Source organism: Natronomonas moolapensis 8.8.11, from assembly GCF_000591055.1.
Lineage (GTDB): Archaea > Halobacteriota > Halobacteria > Halobacteriales > Haloarculaceae > Natronomonas > Natronomonas moolapensis.
Genome location: NC_020388.1, coordinates 1,901,752 through 1,923,728 on the forward strand (window position 1 = coordinate 1,901,752; position 21,977 = coordinate 1,923,728).

Annotated in this window: 14 protein-coding genes; 10 read left to right on the top strand and 4 right to left on the bottom strand. The window is 47.0% G+C overall.

The window, feature by feature from the left end; genetic code table 11:
- Positions 1 to 103: 103 nt before the first annotated feature.
- The 10 genes from NMLP_RS14485 (at position 104) to NMLP_RS15230 (ending at position 15,792) form a co-directional block, all read left to right on the top strand.
- Entirely contained in the window at positions 104 to 1,669 is a 1,566-nt protein-coding gene (locus tag NMLP_RS14485; protein WP_231857228.1) for a cell division protein FtsZ, read from the top strand.
- A 136-nt stretch (positions 1,670 to 1,805) separates the two neighbouring features.
- On the top strand, positions 1,806 to 3,803 hold the full coding sequence (locus NMLP_RS15200) for a zinc-ribbon domain-containing protein (protein WP_015409839.1): 1,998 nt from the start codon (positions 1,806 to 1,808) through the stop codon (positions 3,801 to 3,803).
- A gap of 66 nt (positions 3,804 to 3,869) precedes the next feature.
- On the top strand, positions 3,870 to 5,144 hold the full coding sequence (locus tag NMLP_RS09190) for an FtsZ/tubulin family protein (RefSeq protein ID WP_015409840.1): 1,275 nt from the start codon (positions 3,870 to 3,872) through the stop codon (positions 5,142 to 5,144).
- Positions 5,141 to 5,377, top strand: coding sequence for a hypothetical protein (locus NMLP_RS15205; RefSeq protein ID WP_152024126.1), 237 nt, complete (start codon positions 5,141 to 5,143; stop codon positions 5,375 to 5,377). The genes NMLP_RS09190 and NMLP_RS15205 overlap by 4 nt, the downstream gene beginning before the upstream one ends.
- A complete protein-coding gene (locus tag NMLP_RS15210) occupies positions 5,374 to 6,171 on the top strand; it encodes a hypothetical protein (RefSeq protein WP_015409841.1) in 798 nt (265 codons plus the stop codon). Before NMLP_RS15205 ends, NMLP_RS15210 begins: the two co-directional genes overlap by 4 nt.
- Positions 6,168 to 8,255: a coiled-coil protein gene (locus NMLP_RS15215; RefSeq protein ID WP_015409842.1), complete on the top strand. Its 2,088-nt coding sequence runs from the start codon at positions 6,168 to 6,170 to the stop codon at positions 8,253 to 8,255. Before NMLP_RS15210 ends, NMLP_RS15215 begins: the two co-directional genes overlap by 4 nt.
- A 6-nt stretch (positions 8,256 to 8,261) precedes the next feature.
- Positions 8,262 to 9,488, top strand: coding sequence for an FtsZ/tubulin family protein (locus NMLP_RS14500; protein ID WP_015409843.1), 1,227 nt, complete (start codon positions 8,262 to 8,264; stop codon positions 9,486 to 9,488).
- A gap of 41 nt (positions 9,489 to 9,529) precedes the next feature.
- Positions 9,530 to 12,502, top strand: a complete 2,973-nt coding sequence (locus NMLP_RS15220) for a hypothetical protein (RefSeq protein WP_152024128.1) — start codon at positions 9,530 to 9,532, stop codon at positions 12,500 to 12,502.
- Position 12,503: 1 nt separating this feature from the next.
- A complete protein-coding gene (locus NMLP_RS15225) occupies positions 12,504 to 13,496 on the top strand; it encodes a hypothetical protein (RefSeq protein ID WP_015409845.1) in 993 nt (330 codons plus the stop codon).
- Entirely contained in the window at positions 13,489 to 15,792 is a 2,304-nt protein-coding gene (locus NMLP_RS15230; RefSeq protein WP_015409846.1) for a COG1361 family protein, read from the top strand. The genes NMLP_RS15225 and NMLP_RS15230 overlap by 8 nt, the downstream gene beginning before the upstream one ends.
- A 36-nt stretch (positions 15,793 to 15,828) precedes the next feature.
- On the opposite strand, the gene NMLP_RS15235 is transcribed toward NMLP_RS15230, so the two are convergent.
- The 4 genes from NMLP_RS15235 to NMLP_RS09235 all read right to left on the bottom strand — a co-directional run bounded on the left by NMLP_RS15235 (position 15,829) and on the right by NMLP_RS09235 (position 21,915).
- Positions 15,829 to 18,654, bottom strand: coding sequence for an outer membrane protein assembly factor BamB family protein (locus NMLP_RS15235; protein WP_015409847.1), 2,826 nt, complete (start codon positions 18,652 to 18,654; stop codon positions 15,829 to 15,831).
- Positions 18,651 to 20,237 carry an ATP-binding protein gene (locus NMLP_RS09230; protein ID WP_015409848.1) on the bottom strand — a complete coding sequence of 529 codons (1,587 nt, stop codon included), beginning with the start codon at positions 20,235 to 20,237 and terminating at the stop codon, positions 18,651 to 18,653. The genes NMLP_RS15235 and NMLP_RS09230 overlap by 4 nt, the downstream gene beginning before the upstream one ends.
- Entirely contained in the window at positions 20,230 to 20,793 is a 564-nt protein-coding gene (locus NMLP_RS15240; RefSeq protein ID WP_152024129.1) for a hypothetical protein, read from the bottom strand. Before NMLP_RS15240 ends, NMLP_RS09230 begins: the two co-directional genes overlap by 8 nt.
- Before the next feature lie 78 nt (positions 20,794 to 20,871).
- On the bottom strand, positions 20,872 to 21,915 hold the full coding sequence (locus NMLP_RS09235; RefSeq protein WP_015409850.1) for a hypothetical protein: 1,044 nt from the start codon (positions 21,913 to 21,915) through the stop codon (positions 20,872 to 20,874).
- Positions 21,916 to 21,977 lie beyond the last annotated feature (62 nt).

Below are 21,977 nucleotides of genomic sequence, written 5' to 3' on the forward strand. Positions count from 1 at the left end.
TATGTCGTTTTAGATTGAAATAGGGGACCACCCACTATTTAATATTCGCGCGCGATACGGTTTGACAGGCGGATACATTATGACCAGAGTATGTAAAATCTGTATGGAGCGAACGGAGCAGTGGGACAGTGGGACGCTTGTAGGACATATTCGTGCAACTCACCTAGATGAGAAAGAATCTATAGAGATGATGTATCCCGAATTAGTATCAGACATATTTGATGGCGAAAATATAGCGGATAGAAACAAGCAGTCAGAGATTCAAACTGCCCCCTCAGAGATACCAACTGATGATCATATGGATTCTGCATATGGAAAAAAGTGGTACCTGATTGGAGTCGGTGGGGCGGGAAACAATATTCTTGATGCAGTTCTACTTAGACGTGATACACTTGAGAAAAACAATGAACAGCGCGCTGTCATCTGGAACGGCGGGCTAGCGGGGCAGGGGTCACTCAATACAAATATTAGCGAACTCGAACAGACGTACTACGCCCAAGAAGAGAATAAATACAGCCGGAACGACCTGCTACCGAACTGTATTATTGGTTTCGGGAAGCATGATTACGCCGGTGCCGGGTTTCGCTGGGATCTCGGTCGTGATCTTATTGAAGCTGATTTTGCAGATGGAGGAAACCCATTTCAAGAACGCTGGGATATCAAGCAGCAGCGACTAAAAGACTCTCAGGCTGTGATGTTCATTCACAGTGTCACCAAAGGTACTGGCTGTGGAGCAACACCAGTGCTGGCCGAAATGATTCGAGAACGTGTGCTTGATGACGATTTTGTGGTTCAGAAACCATTCTTTAGTAGTATTGTTCTTCCATCTCGTGGACGTCGATACGGTGACTTCGGTGGGCGTGCAAAAGTCAATGGGATTGTGGGTCTCACACGCGCTTCAAAGGCTGTGGACGCGATTATCCCGTTTGATAATCAGCGTCTCAGTAGCGTTAAGGAAGAAATTAATCCACGGATTGACCGACTTGACGAATATAATCCACCTCAGTATGAATCTCTGAATAAGCCGCTCGTCGCGTTCTTAGAGGCGTTTACTATGTCTTCTGTTCCACAATTCCTCGACCGTGAAGCGACGATGTCGATCATGGGTGATGTTTTCGATCCAGCGGATAGTTTCCGACCGGTACAGGACAAGTATCGGGTTGATCCTGAGCGTGAGTACACTCCTGCTGTTATATTGGCTCCTGTGCTCGGTCGGCTACGAGGAAGCTCTTTTGACCGATCCAAACTAGAGATTCTATGTCGGAATGCATTATTCCAAAACAAACTTGCTGAATTTGATCCAACAACGGCATGGGGAGGAACATTCTTATTGTATGGTCCGGAAGAAAAAATGCAGGAAATATCAACATATATAAATAACGGAGTAGTTTCGGATATACTCGCTGGCGATGAATTCCTTGATGCCAACGATACTGTTGGATCTGAGTCTATTGACATTCATGTTAATCAACTTGTCACGCCGCATCTTGATGATATCTTCCTGTGGGGAACACTATGGAATCCAAAAATACCACCGCTTGAGGAGATGTACGACTACGCAAAGAAACTCAAAGAAGAAGGAAATAGCGAGCAGGCAGAAAACATTCGGGGGGTCTGGGAACACATTGAGCCACTATTTTCCTGCCTCGGTCGAGAGAATATGCCGTAGAAGATTTACATCAAGATCCGGATCAACCTGCTCCGTGTGTAATACTTGATGAGGGTCTGGCACTCGGCTAAGTCCGCGTTATAGCCACTTTCGACAATAGATTTTTTATTTACCCTTCTAAATGTTTGGCTAATCGATGGGCAATACGAACTCAAAAAGCGGGGTGGGATACTGGCTGAAACCACTCATCACGGGCGTTATTGTCACAAAAATAGCATATTTGATACCGGTTGTGAATTTGTTTGCACCGATTGTCGGAGGTTCTGTAACCGCTTATATGCTCGATAGCGGGGCTATTGAGGGATTAAAAGGGGGATTCCTGAAAGGCATTCTTATGACGCTTCCGGCGATTATACTGGGGGTATTTTTTGCTGATATATTGGCAGGGATCCCAATTATTGGAAACCTACTTGCAGGAAGCCTTGGGTTAGTCGTCGCAGTTATACTACTCCACTCGGTTGTTTTAGGGATGCTTTCTGGGTTTGTTACAGGAGCAATTGCAACTACTGCCAAAGAGGCCGATCCAGTTGAGACAACGGCGAAAAAGACAGCAGCCGCAGCAAATACAGCTGACAAGGCAAAGGAAACCTACTCAGAGAGCCGAAAAGAAGCAAAAGAAACCTATTCAGAGAGCCGTGATGCCGATTTAGGCGAACAAAGTGCTTCCGGATCTAATAATGTAACAGAGTCTAGAACGAGTAATAGCCTGGATTCAGAGGCCCATACAGGAACTGACCAACAGCCCAAGCAAGCATCTGACTCTGTTAGCGAAAAGCAAGAACAATTATCAAACTGTACCGATTGCGGTACAGATGTTTCTCCGGACGCGAACTTTTGCCCTGAGTGCGGAGCTGAGTCTCCGTTTTCTTCAGACGGTCGTCAATCGTCCCAGTATACGGATTCAGCAAGCCAGTCAAACGCTACACAATCGAAAGAGAACCACCGGCAAACCGTTTCAACAACGGCAACATCCGAATCAGATGTAGTTCGGAGGACCGTTGAGAAGATTGAGGACCAGAAACATATCAACTCTCAAGCCGCAAATCAGCTCTGTGAAGCACTTTCGGACCCCAACAACAGTGACCATGTTGAATCCGCTCTTGATGAAGCCATTGACCGATTAGAAGTGGTGGAATCGACTGAGGAGGCGATCACAGGGATTAATGATTACTCCTCAACCCGACAGCTTGAATCAGCACAAAGACAGCTTGTCCAAACCGACAGCAACTTTGCCGATAGTATAAATTCGGTTATCGACCGTATGATTAAACTTGAAAACGATGTAGATCAGCGGGCACAAGAACATGATCGACTTACAGATGCGGCAGACACCATCTGTCGGGTCGCAGAAGATAGTAACGCTGTGACGCTCCACGCCCGTGGCACAGTTGATCGCACCCAGCAGCTGGCTGAAAAGCTTGACTCTGAGACTATGCAAATCAACGAATCAAGGTCATCTGTCTCAACTCTCGCCGAAGATATTAGACATTCGATCCAGCCAGAAACGGACCAGTCGCGAAAACTCTTAGAAACACTCATCAATCCGGAAGGACGGGATGTTAAGGAGATATTGAAAACGACAGTCAAAACGGTTGATGAGCACGCTGAGACCAGACAAATGCTTTCAGAGATTGGGACGAAAGATGTCAAGCGGAGGCTTGATTCGCTAAGCCAAGAGCTTGGGAATAAAGACACATCGATATATAGCCATCTTTCCGATCGGATCCGTGAATTAGAAGCATTACTTGACGATCCCGATTGTGTAGGCAGCATACAGCTATATGCGATCTATCAGGAGGTGTTATATTATGACCGAACTCTGCTTCCACGGCTCTCTCGATCACTGTCTCGTGGCGGGTCTGTTGACGCTGAGGAGATGTTTTCAACGGTTCAATGGCAGATCGAAGACCTCAAATCGGAATTTGTCTCAGTCAGGCCTGATCACAACCACTCAATCCCAAAGCACTTTCTCGGATTAGCTGAAGAACTAACTACCGACGCTGAAAAAGAACTTACCGATAGGCCCGAACGGGCAGCAGGAATCTTACTAGCCGCTGACGCACTTATTGATCATGTCAAAGCACTCTACCAACGGAACGAGTACAGTGTGATGCTTCGGCGACTCAGAGGATAAGCACCATCGGTTGATCTAATCGGTAGTTATTTTATCTGACGACGAAAACTGCAGTTTTGTGAACCAATGACTTACTTGTTTGTGGGGGCAGGGCAGGCTGGAGGGGCGATCGTCGACGCATTATTCGAGTACACAGACGACTCGCTACTTGGCCTATTTAGCAGCCCGGACATCTCAACCCTCGGGGCACCGATCGTTTTTAATTCAACCATCCGAGACCTGGAGAACCTAGCGAATGTTCCAGAGGCCAATCAATTTGGGATTGCAGAACAGCACGGACTGGTGGAACGGTCCGAGCCGGGGTTTGAAGAGATGGTTACTGGAGGGTTCGGTCGTGACCCTGTTAGGGCGAATGATGTGATGGCTCAGTACGATACAGAGATTCAAAACCTCTTAGACCGACGGTTCAGCGAAGCAGTTGCCCCGTCTGATGAAGAAGGAGATGCACCGACGGTATCTGATACGATTGACTTCGTATTTTTGTGTCTCGGCCTCGGCGGCGGGACTGGTTGCGGGATCTCTCCACATCTAGCTCGACAGATCAAGCAATATACTGACGGGCATGCACAAGTGATTGCGATTGCGATTCTGCCCAATACAAAAGGAGCAGCTGATTCAGATAATGATGAGCAAGTGGCTGCCGGGAGGCAGGCATGGAACACCAGATATGGACTTGACCGTCTTGAATCCGAGGTTGATGGGATCGTTCTTGTCGACAATCAACGCATCTCGTATCTTGACTCTTCGGCAGGACAATTCGGTGAATACAATAATTACGTGGCAGCATCGCTCTACGACCTGATAACTGGTCCAGTGTTCAGTAGCGTTGACGCCAGTAAGGTAGATGACGTTGACACACCGGATATCGATGTCCAAGATATCATTACCTCACTCTCGTTTGGCATCGGCTCCGACGAATCACAACCCGGGTATGCCGCGATTGGCCGATCCGTTTCAATGACACAAACGCTATCAGGTTACCTGCTTCCGTTTATTGGGAATCGTGAGGTCGACAGCGCAGCGCTGTCACGGTTATCAGCGTCTAAACAAACATTAGCTAATGCAGATAGCCAAAAAGCTAAAAAAGCTATATCATTAATTCGAGCGCCTAGCTCATATCTTACCGACGGAAGTTATAGCGTTGAAATGTCCACTATACAGAAATTTTTAGAGCAGAGCTGCGGGTCAAGCGAGGTGAATCTTGGAATCGCGTTAAGCGACCGGAACATGGCATCGCTAACGACGCTACTGACATACCGACGTGAAGACATCGATAGACTGGACGAGATCGACTCCATAGCGACAGCTTATGAAATAGAATCGGAGCAAATGACAACATGACTGGATCGCCGGGGTTCATAACGCTCATGTCGTTTATCATTAGTGTTCAGCCTTCGCCAACCGAAGTCCGCCAGACTGGCAGACTGGCGTGGGAATTCAATAAGCTAACAAATGAGCTAACGTTCGTTGCTGGCGGGGGGGTGTTGATCGGCCTTGGTCTTGGAATAATAGTTTCGGGCGCTGTTGTATACGTATATAAACGAAAACAAATAAACGCCAGACTCCACCCATGATTCGCCGTACTTCGCTCGTCATCGTAATTGTATGCGTTGCTGGATTAGCGCTCTCTGGCCTTGTAGTGCCGGGAGCAACTACAGGTACATCAGAGAACAGCGACAACTCAAGAGAGGCAGTCGTGACCAGTTCGGATGTTGTTAATAAAAATACCCCAACGTTCGGAATTAATATTTCAGCCTCACCAGAACTTAAAACACAAGAGCGTCGGTTTAAGACCGCTTCAAATCAGACCAGTAATGCGTCCGAATCCTTGTCTGAGACCACCAGTACAATCGAGGAAGCAGACTCATATGGTGGGGTTGAACATAATCGCGCAAAGCAAAATATTACTGAGATTGAGCAAGGATTGAATAACCTTTCAACCGCTGAAGATGGTATAAAAAAAGTGTTAAAGGAAGGAAGAGGTCAAAAAGATGTTACCCCAGCTGAACAGTTTTTATTGCTCAGCGTAATTGAAGAGGAACGGAGGGAAACAGAATCAACAGCTGAGAACTCCCTCAACCAATACGAAAATGCGGTGAGTGTGCAGCGCAGAGGTACACAGTCAACTGTAATCACGTATTTCGCTGGTGCGCTGCTCGCAGGGCTGTTTGGCGGTGCTGCATTGGGTAGCGTGGTTCCACTTATCGAAGCAAGGAACGTTCGCAATAAAATGAAACTCAGCCGAAACGTATCATATAATCGACGCGCTGGCATCGTTCCAGTCATCGTTGGAGCCATCGTTCTTGTTAGCGGCTTTGCAGTGATATGGCATATTGGAGTATTAGATCTAATTGGGGTGATCCTATGAATTCAAGCACACAGAGAACTTTGACAATCGGAGGACTCGTTGTTGCCGCAGCTGCCATAGGAGCTGTTGTTTTCGTTGTGACAGGCACGACGGAGGTCGTCTGGGGGACAATGATTAGCCTCCCGATTATTATTGTCGTCGGTGTTGCAGTATACGTGCGGGGGCTCATCACGCGGAGTAAGACCAGTGAACAGCAATACGTCCGCAAACGGGGGCGTAGTGTAGCCGAGGATTTTCAGAATCATCTCCGCACTCTGGATGAGTTGCGAGATTCATATCCCGACTGGTCCCCAAATATCGAGGCCCGTACTAATTCTCTTGTTGCCGATTTCCAGAATCAGGGCGTGAAAATCCAGCCCGATTCAGGGGCATTTGAATTAACTAGCGGGATTGATAATGCTGATGTTCAGGAGTTCGAACGTCTTGAAACAGAGGTCGAGAGGTTCCACGACGAGTTTGAGGAGCTGTTTCGAGAATTTGTGCGTTCAGAAATAAACGAAACTGAGGAGCAAATCGCCAATCTCAGTGATGTCGATCTTATTGTATCTGTGCCAACGGCATCAGAACCTCCTGCAACTGACCCAATCCCGGCATATCAAGACACTCTCTCCCATACTCGTGAACAAGCTGATGACGCAGTTGAAACAGCGATCGAAACAATTCGGGAGATGACACGGGGAGATATGCGGCCTGAAGATGTTGACGCCATTGAACAAGAGCTTGAGGCTGCCTCCAACGCAGCTGATAAACATGATTATAATAAAACAGTCGATTCAGTGCTGGATGCTCGCGACCGGCTTCGTGACCAATTCTCTGGGTCCTTTGAGGTTGAGCGTGAACGACTCTCTAATCTTCTTGATGCCGTTCTGAAGTCGAATGTTGACGAGTACGTTGACGCAGAACAAATTGACTTGATCACTGAAATGGACCAGCGTGTTGACTCTCTTGACTCAGCGCTGGAACTCGCTGAACTAATGAGAATGCAGAATCAGCTCAGGGAAACTTGCGTTTCAATTCTACGTTCGATGGAGTCGGACCTCAACGGTGCAGTCAAGACCCTTCGATCAGCAGAAACTCCAGATGGATACTATAATGAGCCAGCCGTTGTCGACGAGTCGCTTGGCAGCAAAGTTGCAGATATAGACGATCTTGAACGGTTTACTGCTGAGTGGGCTGACGCAGCCGCTCGCCTAACTGATGCGCTTGAAACGGCAAGTACGAAAGCGTCGGTTATTGGAGCGTACGACGATCTTGCCGGTACAATTGAGACCAAATTGAACCAGACCGGTGAAGTGACTGCCGACGATCTACCGGTCCGACATGCCGAGGAGTTCCTTGGTCTCTACAATCGTCGCAATCCATCCGTTGAGTTTGATCCCGCGCAAGTGCTTCTACGACGTGGGGATGTTGAACAATATGATCTTACTGTTGATCTACAATATGAACACGGAGGCGAGTCTCGACAGGCGACTATTGAAATCAACGGGGGAGTATACTCCGAGACAAAAATGGTTGAAACACATGTCGCTGCTTCTGTTGAATTCACCGACATTCCTCAAGGGGAATATACCCTTTCAGCTGACCCTGGGGCCAGTAAGTTCGGGACAATCAAACGTGAACTGGTTATTGAGGACGATCTTAGCGTAAGCATCAAATTCAGTGAGCGGTCGCCTCGTGAACGCTTATGTTCGGGGATAGATCAAGACATGACGGAATATCTTCCTGCGATTGAGTCACAGGTCTCCTCAAGATTCAGAGAACAAGGCTACGTTTCGGCAAGTATGGATTTACCTGTACAAGATGAATACGGCCCATGCCTAATTGCCATATGGGGTGAACAGAGCGAACACGATGTGGCCGAATTTAATGACGATGTAGTTGTATACGACCGGTCCCAAGTCCGGCGTGAACTTGAAAACACGGTTCAGTATAATATTGAGCCTGGCGATGAGCTTCAATTTAGTGACGCAAGAAATAATTTCTTGTCCGTACCCGTGCCAGACGAGACCATACGCGAGATGATTGGGGATCTACAGACAGACGATGACGTAACCACGACGAAGACAGCGATCAAAATGGAATAAACAATAATGGCAACAAATACGTTTACCAGATGGAGTGTGATTGCGTCAGGGGAGGGTGGTGGACGAGTCGCCTCACAGTTCTTTGAACGCGCAGAAAATCCTGGAATCGATGAACGGATACTGGTCATGAACACGAACCGTTCTGATCTTCGAAACACAATTGACCGGCTCGAAGAACATATTGGGCCCTCAGATGACGAAGATCAGCTTATGGGCAATCATGCTATTGAGTTCGGATCTCAAGCGGGAGCTGGTAACTTCTTCCCAAATGGGGAAGCATGTGCTCGAGAGGATATCGATAGAATTGTTAACAATATCAGTAATCTAGCTGGCAACACGGACGCCTTCATGCATATCGCGACGCTGGGTGGCGGAACCGGAAATGGTTCAATTCCGTACATTATTGATCAATTCAAGAATGGTCTTCCCGATGCTGTAGACGAGAATGTTGAGGACTGGATGGGTAGCGTCATCCATGCAGCATTCGGAATATGGCCGTACTATTATGAGCAGCCGCAGCGACATTTTAATGCGGTCTGTGGGCTCTCGCGGCTATTACGGACAGGGAACGAAAGGCAGAATGCAGATATGGTCCTACTGGCGTCCAATTCGCATCTTGAGGACTCTGATAGTGAAGGAGACGATCAGTATGGTTCAATCAATAACGCGATAATCAGAGCGATTGATTTGATGATTGGGGCTGGGCGGGAAACTAGGAGTGTTATCGATATCAAGGACTACGTAACTATCCCTTCTCAAATGGACACATATCACTTTACACCTGCTGTTTCGACTGGTTTAGATGGATCTGTCTTCGAGCTTGAGTATATGCTAGAGAAAGCATCTGAAAATGCATATGTGCCGATGGATGTCGAAACGACGCAAGCCGCGTATGCGATTGTTCGAGCACCAGAGGCAATGATTGACAATGATGAGATTTCTGAACCGGATGTCTATGATGCGTTTCGAGATTGGACAAGTAGCCATGGACTTAATGTGGCAGGACAGGCCAGCCTAACACCAAAACGTGGAAGGGGGAGCGATGTCGATGTTTTGCTTCTATTGGGCGGATTTAGCCTAGATCCCCTTTTAGATCACTCTTGGGATGATTTCGAAATGTTAGGTGAAAGTCTATCTGGGTCAGGCAGCGGCAAGTCTAAACTTACCCGCGCAGAACTTGATAGAATCGTTTCAAATCTTGAAGAGTACGCAGACCACAACATCGGGAAATAATGATTTTGACTATAGACTCTCAAGCCGGCTCTCGAGCAATAATGAGAACCATTGTCGTTTTAATTATAGTCAGTGGTTTCGTCATGTCACCCGTATCTGCTGAGACGGAAGGCATAGACAGGATTGAGCATGACGGTACAAGCACGATCGCCAATCAACTGCAATCAAGCATCGCCAGTACAGGACAATCTTCGGAAAGTCAGGCTCTCAGTGTTGAGCGAACTACCGTCGATCAAATCACCATAACGCTTGACGCGGATGTAGTCGGTGAAGACGGGTTAATAAGTGGACCACAGAACGTTTCACTAATGACAAACCATGGCATTGGCTGGGGAGATCTGAGTCTGAATGGTGAACCTGAAAACGGAAAATACCAATGGAATGAAAGTGTAAAGATACTTGACGAACGGCGTATAGGCGAAAATTCGCTAACCAACGCGACGGTTAAGATTGAAGATACAGAGCTATCTGATACTGTTCACCTACATACCATAGAGCAAGCAAGTATCAACAGTTGGATACAAAATGGTCAATTATACATACCGGTAGATACAGTCGGCGTTACTAATCCCGATGAAGTTGATCCTTTGCTTGCAACAAAAAACAACGAGGATCTTGAGGCTGACTTCGTTGACTCACATACGGTCGAAATTAATCTTAATAAATTCCGCGACGCGACAGATTCTAGTGGGTCAGGAACTGGAGCCCCTGTTTCCAATAATTTTGAAACTGATGGAGTCCCTGTCGGATCTACTGACCCAATAGTCCCCCAGATCAGATTCTATCACGGCCAGATGGTTTTCTGGCATCCTGCTATTGAGTCGGAAACAGAGTATACAATAACGGTTCATGATATTGGAAGGAGCAATGAAGAACTCTCAACAGATGAAGTTAGCTTAGATTCTGGAGTTGCTCCGTTACCAAACGCCGATAGAGTAGCTGGGGCGGAGAATGTTACACTGTCGGTTCGTCAAGCAGGTTCGGACGCACTGTTATTTGGCCATAGAAATATCAATACGGATTCAGAGCCAGAGAGCTTCAATGCAACCTTGATTGATGATCAGACAATCCAAGGTGAGAGATCGATTGAGCGGTTGAATGTGTCATCGATAATCGTTGAACCTGAACTGAACTACATAAGTAAAACTAACACAGAGGTTGATGGTAATGAGCTGACATTATCCGATACGAGTCTTGAGTCAGAGAATACAATCCGAATGGCAACTGATGCTGGGATTGTCAATGTCAAACTCTCGCAGTCAGCTACTACTGGAAGCCTGAATTCCATACCAATTATTCCCGTTATTATCGGTGTTAGTGGGATTGTTCTGTTTGTCATAGGAATCTTTATTGGTAGTAAACGCCCAGTAAAGCTCGATATTATAGAGAAATCTTTTATATCGGTACTCATTGTGTTCATATTATCGGTTCTTATAATAAGTCAAGTACGCCCCGCCTCAGTCCCAGGGGACTTCCTAAGACACCACCTCCCGATGTCTGTAGTGCTTGTTCTCCCGGTGCTTGGATACTTTACTGGGAGTACTCTATTCCACCGTGAGCAAGCTCAGTATAAACAGAGTGGGACACAAACGCAAACACATACAGTACAACAACAAGTTAATATAACTGATGGAGCGCAGCCGATTAAGCAGCGTGCTAAAATCACAGCTCGAAAAACCGGAGACGCCAATAGCACAAGTCGGACATCAGTTATCACCGGTGGCTCCGGATCTATATCGCTTCCCACCGGGAAATGGACTATCTCCGCCAAAATAGAAAATGAACAGATTAGCTCAGAAACTGTTCAAAGATCGGTCTATCAAGGTGACAGGGGTCCTCCAATCGAATTGACTGTTAACCTTCCAGAAATATCTATAACCGTTCAAGACAGCACTCGCGATTTTCGTGTGCCAGATGCAAAAATTCAACTTGAGTCTGATCAAGAAAAGACGACAAAACGAAGCGGTGAGGACGGTCGAGTAACCTTTGACTCAAAGCTTGGTCAAAAGACTGTAGGAGTCACTGTCAGCCATGAGAAATACGAAAAGACAACGAATGAGTACCAAGTTACTGATAACGGTCTCAGTGAGACGGTCACACTTAAACCACAAACAGGAAAGCTTCGAGTTGTATCGCAGATCGATGGAGTTGAGACGGAGAATATAGACGCTAAAATAACTCCTGAAGAACCGATTCTCAAAGGGATCTACGGAGAACAAAAGAGCATTAAAAAGGCCGGGCAGGAGGGCGAATATGCTGAAGGAGATATATTAATCGGGCAGTACCGCGTGGGTCTTGAGCTCTCAGACCGACTTGAGACTCTGTTTAAAACCACAGAAAAACGAGTAACGGTCAGCGAACATGGTGAAACCGTGGTAGCCGAAGCATCATTTGATTGGCACCTTTCGGAGTCACATCATGATCGGATTCGACGCCTTCGTGAGGAAATTCAGGGCGTGACGGCGAAATCTGGTATTGATACCGCAATTCAACGGTACTATGCTTCGGTCATCAATCAAGTTCTCGATGAAATTGAACAGTTCCCCAAACAGGGGCACTATTTTGTGAGGGTTGACTCCCACCCAGATGAAGTCACTGATGCGACGCTGGAGGCAGTGGCTAACGCCGTTGAGACGATCTCAGAAGCAATGTCGACAAAACGGAATTTAGATCTATTTACCGCATGTTCAGACATGGTAGATGCAAATACACAATGGCAAGGGACGTTCGACATGGAAACATTCGCTAATCGACTCCAAGCGGGGCCAGTAGCAGCACGACGCACGTTCGCAGAGCAAGTCGATGATGTCTCAGCACGGATTGACAGCGAACGTGGTTCGCTTTCTGAGATTGCACCGGCACAAGAAATGTTAGAACGGATCGAGATAAGTGATAGCGGTAAACGTATCAATAATATCGCGTCTATCCACCTCGCTATTCTGTTGTTGAGCGCGGTTGAGGAACTATTTGAGCATCGTGAGCTTAGAGAACGACTCTCACGGACGGTGTTTTAAGATGAGGATCATAAACAACCGACAGACAGTCGTGCTGATGGTCTCAATTATTGTGGTGTCGCTTCTGGCACCAGCAGTCGCACCAAGCGCCACAGCACAAGAACCCGAAAGTGCGGATGATTACTTCAATACCCTTCGCGGGATGAGTGATCTAGAAATTTATGATGAGTACAGCGAACTTGAAACGCTCCACACGCAGTCACTTACAGGGGTACAGGTTGGAGAGTTTACCGATGAGCAGGCACGTGAGCTTGACGCGGTCATCGCAACTATCCGCCAATTTGAGGAAGCACAGGCACAGTTTGAGAATGAGGAATATGAGGCTGGATTTGAGACCGCCGCAGATGTCCAGAGAAGTATATCCGAACTTGAGACACACGACGAATCGCTCGCTGCACTTTCCAGGCTCGCTCTAACCCGGTACTATGAGCAACTTGGTAGCGAACTTGCCTCAAGAGCAGAACAAGCCGATAATACACCTACAGAAATTGAACTTCGAGAGCTAGCAGCTGAAGCTTATCGGGGGGCTAATCAGCCGGAACAAGCAGCTGAATTCACCCGTCAGGTGGAGCAACTCAGAGCAGAGCTGAGTGCTGATAGGGAACAGATGGATGACGCTGAAGCAGCGGTAGGCTCATTAACTGAGTCGTGCAGTAACTGTGAAAGCTCAACCAGCGCAATTAGCGAACATAATATTGGCGTTATCAAACGATACCAACCGGCATTGCAGACGAGTTCAATGATAACGGATGCCGTACAGCGCGCCAATCGTCATGGGCTTTCTGACCGCCAGACATCTCTTGAAGCCCAAGCTAACACAGCAAAATCGATACGGCTCTCAATCGCGATCGCTTCTACGACGATCCTCGTCGGGTATGGGCTCATTCTTGGGCTGTTAGTTGCGATTATCACCTCACGCCTCTTCGCATGGCAAAGAACGTTTGAGGCTGCAAATGTAGACTCTGTAGTAGCTGTGGGTGATAGCGATGTATAAACGGACTCTCGTCTTGTTCGTAATCATCTCATTGGTACTATCACTTGGGGCCTCTGGAGGAGTAGGTGCACAGACGAGTAATTGGACTCTCGATGAAACCAGCGAAACAGTTACATTCGGCCCAGGTGAAGACACTATAACTGATACTGTAACCGTTCGTAATGATGATAGAAACAATTCAGTCAGTCTTTCTGCATCAATTGACGGTGGACACACAGTAGCCGGTCAACCAGGAACTCTTGGACCAGGAGAGAGTACAAATATAGAAGTTGAACTTAGAAGTAGCGGCTCTGAGTCAGCGACACTCACTGTTGATGGTGGCGGCAAAACGCAGAGGGTTGATTATACTGTCGAGACCCCAGCTTACGTCGAAATATCAGGTATGCCGGACTGGCTAGATGACGAGGGTGTTCTACGTGGCGATTCTCGGACTGCACAAATAACTGTTGAGGAGACTGGCGGCCATCAAGGATTCAACGGAATAGATGTGCAAGGAGACGATGGTGGGATTAGGGGACTTGAGAATGTAAGAGTTGGTGCAGGGGGCAGCACAACGGTCACTGTCACGTTTACCGCTGACAATAGTGCCAACCAATACGACGACATCGGTGGGCGATTAGAGCTTGATCCAAATGAGTTGGGAACTGATTATAATGTTGAGAGCGATGTTACTCTTGAAACATTCGTTGCGTTTCCAGCGCAATTCGGCGATATAAATCTTGAGTTAGAGGAGTTTGAGTTTGACGAACCACAGAGCGTTGGATCAATCACTCGACAGACAACCATTGAAATCGAAAACAGCGGAGACCGCAAACTTAATTTTAATCGGGTGGCAATCGGTTCAACACCATTTAGTAGTGTAGAAGTATCAAGTGAGCCGAACTCAATCGGTCCCGGGGAAACGGAATCAGTAGGTCTTGAGATCACTGCAGAGACCAGCTTGGACGAAGGTGCGTATGATTTTGACGCCGCACTATACGCGAACAACGTTGATAGCTCAGACCTCACCGACACTGTAGATATTGAACACGGCGTTGAAATGTCAGTAAGCACACTCCAGATCCGATCCGGCGATGTGCCGATCGGCAATACGGACTCAGCTAGCATCACGGTAGAGGAAGAATTAGGATACAAAGATATCGAAAACGTCCAGATGACCCTTTCAGAGGGCCCTCAAGAGTGGATTGAGGTGACTAATAATATTGATTCTTCAATAGATACCAACGGGTCCTCTGATGTAGAATACGAGATACAATTTGGGCCCAATGCAGATATTGGGTCCACATACAGTTGGACGTTTGTGATCAGTGGCGATGAAGTTGCAAATCGAGAAGTCACTGTAAGCGCGACTCCGATACCACTTAATCTAGAGCCTCTCAAAGAATCTCTTGAGGAGGCTCCGGGGGAAAGCCAGGCACTTGAGCAAACCTCCACAGAGACTCTTGAACTCGTAAATCAGATGGACAATCAAATTCGAGAGGGCGAGATTCCTCGCGAAGATGTCACAACTGCCCTCACGTTTGGGGATGGAGTCATTAGGTATTTGGAAGCAATTGATACCGTTGATAATTCGGTTGCCGATGGGAACCATGATGCCGCACAGGAAGAACTAATCCGTGCGGCAGTCGCGTTCGACACAATGTCTGTCTACGGGAACGCAATCCAAGATGATGATCTTCGAAGTAGGGCATCTTCAGTTCGTGAAACAGCCGGTACAGAACTCTCTTCGCGTATTGAAACGCAGGAGGCTCATTACGAAGAGCAACTTGAATCAGGGGACACAACGCCAGTCGAGGAGGCAAGAATCAAAACCGAATTAGCAAGGATCGCTTCGTTACAGGGTGACTCTGAGCGGGCAGAATCACTTGAAGCCGAAGCTGATTCGGCATTTGAAACATATAGTACGCTGGTGGGCGAAGGTGAAACAAAGCGTCAGGAGGCTATAGACGACTGGGAAGAGATGGAGTCAGATATCTTTGTAACTGTTGTTGGGCAGCAACTCATTCTTAATCCAGTACATTATGACAAGTTTGAGGACCGTTCGGATACACTACTTTCGGCTTATGACGATGCCGAGATGGCATTCACTGAAGCGGGGGAAACAACCCGCGCAGAGGCAGTCGCCGAAGAACGAGCCCAACGTGCGAATGCGTTAACAATCGCGCGATGGTCACTCTTTGTCTCAATGGCAATTGGGGCGGTCATTATTATTTCAATAATCACCCACACTGCCCGAGGGATGTATTGGTACATCGAAGATTCTAAAGAGTCAATTAGTGGGGACTTTCTCATATGATCAATTACATAACAGTACGCAATCCCTAAGACCGAGTCACTGGAAAGACGTTGAGATCCGTGGCGGAATATCGAGATTCAACTCAGTCTTGTCATCTATCGTCCACGAGTTCCGATGTTTGTCTGTCCACTCTGCTTCGGTTTTGACTGCTGGCCCGCTTGCTCGGAGTATACGTGACTTTTCGGTTGCGTTTTCCTCGGTGTAGGTGATACTGATGTCAAACTCAATAGTCCCAGCCTCAGTCTTCAGGTCTACGTAGTGTTCAATTCTTTCATTAGGCGGAAGAACCTCTCGATGGGCTTGAGAATACAACATGTCGTTTATTTTCTCACCCTCTGCTTTGATAGAGACGTCTGATAACGACTCGTTAGTGCCATTCTCAAAGACCATTACAACGGTTCCGTAATCGCCAGCGACCTGTGTAGCTGGCCCGATTGCCGTCTGGATTAGAGTATTACTGTTATAATTTGCCTCACTATCCTCAATAGTTACTGTGTTAATCTCTTCCTGCATCCCACTTGGACTAGATGTCATAATTTTCGTCTTAACATAGTCCGACACCTCGGATGTGAGCTTCCGTCCGGTAAACACCGTTTGATTGCCAGTTGCGAGGGTCTGCGTGTCAATATTAATTTTTTGACCGCCAATTTTAATCCAATCAACTTGCCGATCTGAGTCAGTGCGATTCTCAAGTTCAACTTCATATTCATCATTTACCGTACAGACAGCGCGATGAACAATCAGGCCGCTATTTATTATTGTTATTTTTTTAGCCGGAATACTACTAATGATCTGACCATCTTGTTCAACGGTAGCCTCTGGAAGTTGCGTATTACTATCTGAAAAGAATACGTGGGTTCGTTCAGTCTGCCATGTATCACTAGGAGCGAGTTTGCCCGTATCAAATTGGTTGTCACCGACAACAATTGTTGGCTTGACAGTGCTATAGCCGTCATTTCGAACTGTAATCCGTTCACAGGTAGCGTGTCCGATTGGCACTTGATTCTTAGAGATATCGCGCTGTATAGAAATCTTTTCAGAAGTACGGCTACCAGAATCACTACTGATTTTCATACTGTACTCATCAGACTCCGATGATGTCTCGTCTTGACTTCGTGTTTCCCTTTTCTCAGACGTTTGAGTTTCAGTTGTTACCTCATCTCTTGATTCAGTCTGGGGTTGATCAGGAAGCAACGAGTGGTCAGTTTGTGTGCGAGTCTTCGTCTTCTTATTAACATCCTTGGTAAGACGAGATAATGGGTCTTGACTACTCATTTGAGCTTGATCCGCAATTTGGATCCCGGAAAGCTCAATCCGGGCAATCCCCTCTTCATAGATCGGAAGCACTACAACTAACGTGCCGTCTTCGATCTGGACTGGCGATCGAGCACGGTCAGCTCCCGGTACATCAATGACGAGTTCGTCAGACCACACTACCCGGTTGTCGCCGTTAATCCGCCCATGTAGGGCGTCGCGTTTCTGTTTTAGTTCAATTGAAGGATGTTCAGGGAGTTTGCAAGTTGGTGCGAGCTCTGTCCGTCGATTTCCGCGAAAAATCTCTACCCCAACGGTTATGACCTGTTCTGGCTCATACGATCTCGTGATGGTTTTTTCCCATGTTTCACTGGGGCCGACATTCGTTTTTTCTTCGCTGTCTTCAAATACCTGAACTGAATCAAAGGGAATACTTCCTGTGTTTGTAATTGAGAGTTCAAGTTCTATGATACCATCCTCAATTTTGATAGGCTGCAGATCCGCATCAGCCGCAATCACGCTCTCAGCTGCATCGGTGATCTCAATGAATTCTCCTGCAACCCTCCGGTCTTCAATATAGAGCGAAAATTCTGTTTTCCCATCTGTGCGGACAGAATCAACTGGAAAATCAGTTGATATTGGGTCCAATGGTGTGAGCTCTATCCGCCGTTCATTTGGAGAAAGGTCGGCATTATTGAGCTTTCCTTTGATTCGGACGTCATTTACAGTCTCACCAAGATTTGTTACACTTACATCAATTGTACCGCCCACGCCGACGGACTCAGTAAGAATGTCAACATCAATCAATTCTTGCTTCAGGATGTGCGAAACAACGGTTCCATCTGAAACCGAGCAAGCGACTGAACCATCCCAACTGGTATATATATCACCGGCTGCGAGGCCCTCAGCGAAATGGATCGATCCGTCCGCGGCGATTGATTTAGGACCGTCTTCAGTACTAATGAGCAAGTTCTGGTTACTAACGGGGGAAAGTTGTTTAGCTGGAAGCTCGGTTTCCCAGCGCTTTTTTCCAGTTGAAGCATCGAAACCTTTCAATTGGTCATTTTGTAGGGATGCAATAATCACGCCATCGCAAAATCCTATGTCACGTATCGCTGTATTCAGATTTTGATCAAATATTTCCTCACCAGAAGCGTCAATACAGCGCAGAAATGACCATGTAGCGGAAACGAATCCGTCTTTGATCCCAATAAACCGATCACTCTGTGGTTGCCCTGACCGGTTTCGTTTGCTTGTAAAGCTCTCTTGACCGGTCTCTGAGTCAACTGTACATATTTGATCCCGCTCTAAAATACCAAATAGTGCTTTATTTGAAAGGGCAGCGACTGAATATGGAGAATTAAAACTCCGGTTCCAAACTTTTGATCCGTCGCGGGTATACGCTGTAACCTGATCAGATGAGAGGATGATGACTCGCTCGTCTATCGCGATATCTTCAATCCGAGCCTCATGCTCAAACTCAGACCGGTCCGTTCCAGAAATAAGGGTGACTCGGTTGTCGGACGCAATCGCAATCGTACTCTCACTGACCCCAACAGAATCAATCTGAGAACGATTGAACGAATCAATCCGCCGGTAGCCATTCATTTTTCTGTTTCCCCCGAGTCGTCATCGCCCCCAAGCAACTGTTCGGCAAGTGTAGGCCCGCCACCGATACTAATGCCAAGCTCTTCAGCTTGCTGTTCAACGTACCGCTGCATTTCTGGATATCCCTCGATATCATCAAGTTGGTTTCTAACGCTCGTAACGTACTGTCGGATGGTTTTTGCTTCTGTCTGATCAAGTCGTGATAAAAAGTAGTCTGTATCAGGGACGACCGGCTCACGGTCGGGTCGGTGGACACTCTCTACGAGATCACGTTGAAACTCACTGCCTAAAACTCGATCAGCGATTTCGGCTGGCGTGTATCCGACAGATGCCTCTCCAAGTCGTTCAAAATCAATTCGATCTGCGCTCTCAATCGAGTCCAAGTTCTTCTCCCAGACTTCAGCCATGACGTGTTTGTCCGGCTGTGGAATGAACTGCTGGATCGGGAACCGACGGGTTGCTGCCGGATCTATTGTAAACGGCATATTAGTTGCACCGATGACAAGCAAGTTGTCCTCAACATCATTCATTTCTTGTAAGAAAGCGTTAGTTAACGAGCGCTCGTGTCGCTGTAGAGAATCTTCACTCCGATCTGGAATCAAAGTCTCAACCTCGTCAAAGAATAGAATCGCAAAGCCCTCCTGTGCAATCCCATGAGCCTTCTCAAATATCGCCTCAACTCGCTTTTCTGATTCGCCAGAGTACTTAGAGAGCACATCGCTGCCCTTTATTTCAAGAAACTTTACCTCTCCATAGTCTTCCTCAATTCCTGAGTTGTACTTTGCCTCATGTGCAATCGCTTCTGAAACAAGCGTTTTTCCACAGCCCGGTGGCCCATACATCATCATGCTGTTGCCTCGGGTAGCAAAACTATCTCCATAGCGCTCAATTACTTCATTTCGGACCGATGGATCAAAAAGCGCCAGAAGCATATCTGCAGTCTTCTTAACCTCTGAGAGTCCAGCAACATCCTCTTCAAAACTGGCTGTTGGTTTCTTTGGATTGAGACTGACAGATATCTCTTCTTTTTTACTCTCTGGCCCACTAGCCGCGTTCCGCCGTCCATCACGGCTCCTACTTGAACTCAGTTCACGGAACTCACCTGCGTCAACGAAATCGATCTCAGTTGTGTCTGTGACCCGAAGCGTAGTGTAACCAGTGGGTTCCATTGATGCAATCTCGAAGGAAACGAGTTCGTCCCCCTTTGGTACAATCTCCTCAATCGGATGTAATAGATACTCATTTTGCCGAAGGAACGGTTCTAACTCGTCTGGCGTGATTTCGTTTGTGAATACTTTGACTGAATTGCAGATCTCAACCGCTCGTTTACTTACATCTGGGTCGACTAGAAAGTCCGAACTCCAGTCAATTCCACCGAACAGGGACACCACATTTCGATGCATCTTCACCTTATTACCGATTTTGTCGACGACCGAGTCTTCGACTAGATCAACATAAAAATGCGCTCGCGTCCCTTTATGCATTATTTCAACCATCTCTGTTCCTGGACCGACTTTTTTCCTACCAACCTTGATTTTCGACGAAGGCTGGTCCCGTTTCACTATCGGTGTTAAATTAAGCATCTGTATCACCCCTGAGAACGGTTATTTCACGCTCTATCGATTTTAATAAATTATCCTGATTGTGGTCTGTTCTATGACTAACGTAGCCATTCGTTGCCGTGCTGCGGTCAAGAGTATATTCTAAGACTTCAAGCATCTCAAGAATATTCTTACATGACCTATTGAGCCTCTTTTCACCACCATCCGTTTGAATCCGATGAGAGATTTGATTGAAGTCGCTAACAATTTCTGGCAGTCGCTGTTGTAGAATCTTAATCACTGGATTCCAGTTTTTTGCTTGAGCGCCGTCTTCGCCAAGTGGGACAAAGAGCCACGACCCGCCGTACTCAATTTCAGCACCCTGTCGCGCGGTATCTATAACCTCCGTTCTGAGTTCTTCTTGAGCCGGTGAAAACGTCTTATACTGATGCTTGAGGATGTTCATCACGGCTGATTCAACGTGGCTTTTGTGCTGGTCGGCTGGCAATGGTGTGCTGGATCGAAGTAACTCAGCGAGATCAATAAGCGTTGATTGCGTTTGGAGAAGCCGTAATTCAGTTTCGAACCCAGAAAGCATCCGCATCTCAAGTATCTGGCTAGCATGAACCTCAATTTGCCTGACAGAGCGAAGCAGCGAAACCGCGTACATCCGCAATCAACCCATCTCAAGATTGCCTGATTGTTCCTGCGTAGTCTCTTCACCAGCGGTTTCAGTTGCGCTCTCCGTCGCTTCTGATACCTCCTCTGTCATCTCGTCAACGAGCGTAGCGAGTTCGTCAGGCGGTGTCTCCTCGACCTCTTCTTCAATGCCGCCAACGCCAGCCAACTGGGTAGCCAGTTCTCCCATGTTCTCGACGATGTTGTTCGCGCCTTCGGGAAACTCTTGTTCCTGTAGCGCTCTAGTTCGAACCTCCTGTTGTTTTTGATCTAATGCGAATCGCGCGCTTTCGAGCTGTTCGATACTATCGCTAAGCTTGTTCGTCCCTTGTTCAACTTTTTCAGTTAAATCAATATCAATCACTTCTTGCATTTTCTGATGGAAGACGAACTTCCGCTTGAGTTGGTTATATCTCGATCGTTCCTCCTGAGAAAGTTCATTAGGATCTTGCGGAACACCTGGACCATCTCCGAGACTTTTTAATTCTTGCCCAGTTTCCTGTATCTTTCCTTGAATCTCACCAGGGTCTTGATCAATCTCATCCATCCGGTCCTCAAGTTTTTCTTTTGCATTCCTAACACGTTCTATAGTCTCTGAGATTTTTTCAACACACGCATCGATCCCAGCAGCCCAGTTAAGAATCATCCGTCCGCCCATTGCTGTCTCATCTTGTGGATTGCGTAGTACTAAGACATCCTCTCCATCCATTTCAACAATCCCTTCGTCTGCAAAGTACTCAATGAGCGCCTCGGCTTGGTCTTCACTTGTTACGATCGGTCCCTCATCGTCCTCAATCTCTGAGAGAGTTTGTATCGCGTTTCTACGCTCAATCCGACCATTGCCCTCTTTCATTTCCATTGACCCGAGGAGGTCGGATTTAATGAGAGAGCCGATTGCTCGTTCCCACTCTCCTTCTATGTCGTCTCCCTCTATCCATTGTGCTTTGAGTCGGACGGGATCATTATTTTCGTTGATTGGATCCGCAATTACGTACTCTGTTCCCCCACTCTCAATCGATTCGAAGTTATATTTTTTCGCCATTGTTTAATTAACAATTGGTACGCTATGAAGCGACATTGTTCTTTGGTTCTATTTGATTATTC